Consider the following 5,534-nt stretch of genomic DNA (forward strand, 5'->3'; position numbering starts at 1 on the left):
TTACTGGATGATTATCTGCCATGGTGCAGTGATATAAAGACAATATGTAAATAAACCCGTTATGATACAAATAACTGTTTGTTCACAACGGGTTTTGTTTATAACATCATAGACACTGATTTATCTGACGCTTACAAAGTAAGCATTTTATTATCAATATATCTGAAACTACAACTACAATCTCTAAATAATCAAACATATCAAAATATTGAAGTGTTGATCAATGATGATTGTCCTGAAGATCCATGTGATCCATCCATTTTTAAAACCTATTTAACTAAAGTTCCATTTAAGTTATTTCCTCAAGATAATCACAATTTAGGATATCATAAGTCTTTCGAAAAATTATTAAAAAATTCAGATGGTGAGTATATAGCATTTTGTGATCAAGATGATATTTGGTTTCCAAATAAAATTGAAAAAAGCATTTCTGTATTAGAAAAGGAAAATGCTTTATTGGTTGCGAGTGATCGACAAATTATTGATGAAAACAATAATATTGTTAAAGAGAGTGTTCGAAAAGAAAGTAAAAAAATTTGGGAAAGATGGCATACAGGTGATGATATTGCTAAGTACAATTTATTTACAACATTTGCAATAGGTATGGTCATCGTAATGAAAGGTGATTATGCAAGAAGTACAATACCTTTTTCAAGTTATACTGGACATGATAAGTGGGTTATTTCTTGTGCAGCAACAGATGGAAAAGTCGCGTTTATAGAAGAGCCATTAGTGCAATATAGAAGACATAGTAATAATGTGAGCGGAATACTTAAAGGAATAAATTGCAAACAAGATTACATGAGAAAAAGAGTTATACCTGATTCAGAGGCCATTAATGACTTTTTAACAAAGTACCCCAATTTTAAAGATAAACAAGAAGTATTGGCTTTCAATGATGCAAGGAAGAACCATTCAATAACTCAATTATTTCATTATAGGTATTTGTCACCTGATATCGCAGCTTTTGATATTATGATCTCATTAACACCAAGTTTTATGTTTCCCTTTCTCTTAAAAATTGCTAGGAAATATGGATAGTATAAATTGATCTGTAGGCATCAAACAGGCTATTGAAATTTATTGATAAATCGGGAGTGGGTGAATAATAATCATATGTTTAAATCTATTTATCAACTGGAAAAGCGATAAAGGGTGTAAATATACAACAATATACACATAATAATACTTATGCACAAAAATGGATTAAAAACAGTGCAATGGATATATTTTGGTATCTGAATTGAATGATTAATATGGCTTGGATCTAAATACTCAAAAAGTAGTAAATGGATCCAATATTCAAATATATGCATCGAATGATACGCTTGCACAGAGATGGACGTTTCAACCACTTGTCACTGATAGTTTAGGACAGATCAATAACTAACCTCCAATTATGGGTACTTCAATAACAACGGTTGAAAAAATGATGGTTCTTTTGAACCAAAAGAATGCTTCTTATGATAAATTTCCTATTTATAGAACTACTTTTGATAGCGTTTTTACAACGGGCGTAGTATCCACAATTCAGAATTTCTGCCAAATCTATTTTAATGAAGCAGTTGTTGAAGGTGTTCGAGTTGAAGTCGCCTTTGCACTAGCTATGTCAAAAAACATACTGGTTACGATTTGGTGGTGATGTATTGCCAAATCTATATAATTTTGCTGGATTAGGAGCCACTGGTAACGGGGTACACGGAAATGTATTTAAGAATGTCATGATCGGTATTCGTGCCCAAATTCAACATTTGAAGTGTTATGCATCCACAGAAACATTAAATAAGGCATTAGTAGACCAAAGATGGAGTGATGCTTTACGAGAGAAAGCAACTACTGTCGAATTTTTAGCATTCCAAATAATCCGAATGGAAAGGGATGGGCAAGTGATGTTAACTATGCCAATAAGATTCTATCCATCATGAATCGATTAGTATAATTTTATGAAGACAGGTAAAGTTATAGCTTGCTTGTCTTTTTACATTATGCTTGTTTAACCTATGCTATACTAATAACAAATACATTAGGAGGAATTCTTATGAAGTGTACACATTGTGGTCATGAATTAAATGGAACAGAAAAGTTTTGTCCCAATTGTGGACAACCAGTCGATATACAACTAGCCGAAACGATAGAAGCACACCCAAATATCCAATGGTATTTTGTCGAAAATAATGAATCCAAAGGGCCTTTTACGGAATCACAAATGAAAGAATTTTATGATTCGGGACGTATCAACGATTTGACCTATGTATGGCATGATGGACAATCTGATTGGGAGTCCCTAAAAGTTTCGGGTTTAGCTTTTGGTGAATCTCAGGAAACAAAAGTGGATGGATGGTATTTCATCGATCTTCACCAAAACCAGCATGGGCCCTATACCAAATCACAAATGAATGGTTTTTTAGCCAATAATACCATTGGAGCCAACACCTATGTCTGGCGAGAAGGTATGGCGGATTGGGACACCTTAAATCATACGGAATTATATAGTCAATCCATGTACCCTCAGATGCAATCCAATGAATCTTTATTCATCAAGCATCGAAGTATACTTTCTTGCATCCTATTGAGTATTTTTACTTGTGGAATCTATGCTATATATTGGCAATACAGTATTGCCCGTGATATGAATACCTTGCTTCGGTCCAATGGCTATCCAGAAGATACAAGTCCGGCGCAAGTGGTGATTTTTTCGTTTATTACCCTTGGTATCTATGGCATTTATTTCTTGTACAAAGTTGCTAAAAACATGAATCAGATTGAAGATGTGTATAACAATAATGCTCTATTATATGTGATCTTAAGTATTTTTGGACTATCTATTGTAGCTTATGCCATTATTCAGGATAATATCAATCATCGAATAGATGTATAATCTATCCTTGACAATATGATTCACTGTTCTATAATATTGAGGTAAATCAGATGAAGATAGAGGCAGCGATGCGTCAGAGTATGAAATGGAGTTGGCAGACGGTGAAGTTTCAGAAAGGTAATCATCGCCGAAAGAAATAAAATGGCAATTTTATTTCTTGGGGTTCTAAGAAATACTTAGTTCACTCCTTCGTTGCAGAAGAGGCGTTATCTGAAAGCAAGGCATGTAGGCTATGTGAAGATAACACATAGCCTTTTTTCTTCATTTGTAGAAAAAGGAGAGAGAGAAATGAAAAAATTATTAACGGCAATCGCGGTTGCATCCTTAAGCATGTCTTTGGTGGGTTGTGGCAGTGGTTCTTCCAATTCAAGTGCAGATTCAGACACATTTACAGTAGGTATGGAATGCAACTATGCACCATTTAACTGGCAACAAAGTAAGAAATCATCTACAGCTTCCAAATTAGGCAGTGGAGCTGGCTATTGTGATGGTTATGATGTTGTCATGTCTCGTAAAATTGCGAAGAAATTAGGTAAGAAATTGGTGGTTAAGAAAATCAGTTGGGATGGTTTACAACCAGCTGTTGAATCGGGTGAAATCGATGCCATCGTTGCCGGTATGACGGCAAATAAAAAACGTGAAAAAGGAATCGACTTTACTACGCCATACTATGAAAGTGAAACCGTTATGATTGTTCGTGCTAATAGTGAACAAGCTGGTTATACAAGTATTCAACAATTCTCTGGACAAAAAGTCATGGGACAAAAGAATACAAACTATGACACGATCATTGATCAAATCAATGGTGTAAAACATGAGACGCCAAAAGCAACGTATCCAGAATTGGTTGTGGCTTTACAAAATGGAGATGCCGATGGTATTCCAGCTGAATTACCAGTTGCCAATGGTATCGTATCTGCCAACCCAGATTTGACCATTGTACATTTTGCTGATGGTCAAGGATTTGATAATGATACATCTGTATCCATTGGTTTAAAGAATGGAACACGTAAAACAAAATACTTCAAGAAAGTGCAGAAAGCTTTGGATTCTATCTCTCAAGAAGAGCGAATGAAATTGATGGAAGATGCTGTTAAGCGTGCACCTACAGAAGACTAATAGAGTGAGGAGTAGATAGAATGCAAATTGATTTTGCGTATGCATGGCAAACATTAGTGAATTCATGGCCCATGTTTGCTTACGGAATTCGTTTAACAATGGAATTTGCCATTGTTGGTACCTTAGTTGGTTTACTTTTAGGATTGGTTGTCGGCGCTATTCATGCCGTGGACATTGATCCATTTGATAAACCAATTACGCGATTTTTCAAACATTTAGGCCACATTATTACTGGTTTATATGTTTGGGTATTCCGTGGAACGCCAATGATGGTACAAGCCGTATTCTTGTATTATTTATTGAAGCCAGCTTTGGGATGGACAGGCTTTACGGCTGGTATGTTTATCATTTCCATCAATACGGGTGCCTATATGGCTGAAATCATTCGTTCAGGTATTCAATCCATTGATAAAGGCCAAACAGAAGCTGCAAAATCCATCGGTATGACCAATACGCAAACGATGATGCAGATCATCTTCCCACAAGCCATCAAAAATACCTTTCCGGCACTTGGTAATCAATTGATTGTCAATATCAAGGATAGTTGTATGTTGAATGCCATTGCCGTTACCGAACTCTATTTCCAAGCCACTTCGATTGCCGGATCCAACATGCGTTATATTGAAGTCTATATGGTAACTGCTATTCTCTATTTGATTCTAACCACTATTGCAACGATCATCTTGAACTATGTCGAAAAGAAAATTAATCACACCGACAAAGTGTCCTTTAAAGCCAATGTTTAGGAGGAATCAAAATGAGTGATACAGTTATTAAAATCGAACATCTACAAAAACACTTTGGTAAACTCCAAGTATTGAATGATATCAACTTCCAAATCACCAAGGGACAAGTCGTGACGATCATTGGTTCATCGGGATCGGGTAAGAGTACGATGCTTCGTTGCATCAACTTATTGGAAGTACCTGATGGTGGAAAGATCTATTATGAAGGAAAAGATATCTTAGGTGGTGACTTAGATGTCACGAAATATCGATCCAAAGTATGTATGGTTTTTCAGAGTTTCAATCTTTTCAATAATAAAAATGTTTTGGATAATTGTACCATAGGGCAAATCAAAGTCTTAAAACGCTCCAAAGCCGAAGCCGAAAAGATTGCGATGGAACATCTAAAAACCGTTGGTATGGAGTCCTTTGCTCATGCCGCAAGTACAACGCTATCGGGTGGACAAAAACAACGAGTTGCCATTGCCAGGGCTTTGTGTATGAATCCGGATGTCATCTTATTTGATGAACCAACCAGTGCACTGGATCCAGAAATGGTTGGTGGTGTATTGGATGTCATGAAAGATCTAGCCAAAAAAGGAATGACCATGGTCGTGGTTACTCATGAGATGCAATTTGCTCGTGAAGTCAGTGATTATGTCGTTTTCATGGATCAAGGTGTCATTGCCGAAGCAGGAGAACCCGAAGAATTATTTGGCAATCCAAAAGAAGAAAGAACCAAACAATTCTTATCTCGTTATTCCAATCGTTAACGTCGTAGAAATACGACGTTTTTTTGTTATAATGAAAAA

6 protein-coding genes and 1 riboswitch are annotated in these 5,534 nt (G+C 35.9%); all 6 genes read left to right on the plus strand.

All coding sequences use genetic code 11. The features are described 5' to 3' along the window. The first annotated feature begins 78 nt into the window (after window positions 1-78). Window positions 79-1,041, plus strand: coding sequence for a glycosyltransferase (locus SOS22_RS00210; protein ID WP_320595961.1), 963 nt, complete (start codon window positions 79-81; stop codon window positions 1,039-1,041). Between the two features lie 358 nt (window positions 1,042-1,399). After that, a complete protein-coding gene (locus SOS22_RS00215) occupies window positions 1,400-1,642 on the plus strand; it encodes a hypothetical protein (RefSeq protein ID WP_320595962.1) in 243 nt (80 codons plus the stop codon). Between the two features lie 396 nt (window positions 1,643-2,038). Further along, window positions 2,039-2,878 (plus strand): GYF domain-containing protein, encoded by an 840-nt coding sequence (locus SOS22_RS00220; RefSeq protein ID WP_320595963.1) that lies wholly within the window; start codon window positions 2,039-2,041, stop codon window positions 2,876-2,878. 49 nt (window positions 2,879-2,927) lie between these two features. Continuing rightward, window positions 2,928-3,095, plus strand: a riboswitch (Lysine riboswitch). A gap of 71 nt (window positions 3,096-3,166) precedes the next feature. Beyond that, a complete protein-coding gene (locus tag SOS22_RS00225; protein WP_173445785.1) occupies window positions 3,167-3,997 on the plus strand; it encodes a transporter substrate-binding domain-containing protein in 831 nt (276 codons plus the stop codon). A 20-nt stretch (window positions 3,998-4,017) separates the two neighbouring features. Further along, entirely contained in the window at window positions 4,018-4,743 is a 726-nt protein-coding gene (locus SOS22_RS00230; protein WP_320595964.1) for an amino acid ABC transporter permease, read from the plus strand. An 11-nt stretch (window positions 4,744-4,754) separates the two neighbouring features. Continuing rightward, a complete protein-coding gene (locus SOS22_RS00235; RefSeq protein WP_173445786.1) occupies window positions 4,755-5,495 on the plus strand; it encodes an amino acid ABC transporter ATP-binding protein in 741 nt (246 codons plus the stop codon). Window positions 5,496-5,534: the final 39 nt, after the last annotated feature.

Source organism: Absicoccus sp. (assembly GCF_034090965.1).
GTDB lineage: Bacteria > Bacillota_I > Bacilli_A > Erysipelotrichales > Erysipelotrichaceae > Absicoccus > Absicoccus intestinalis.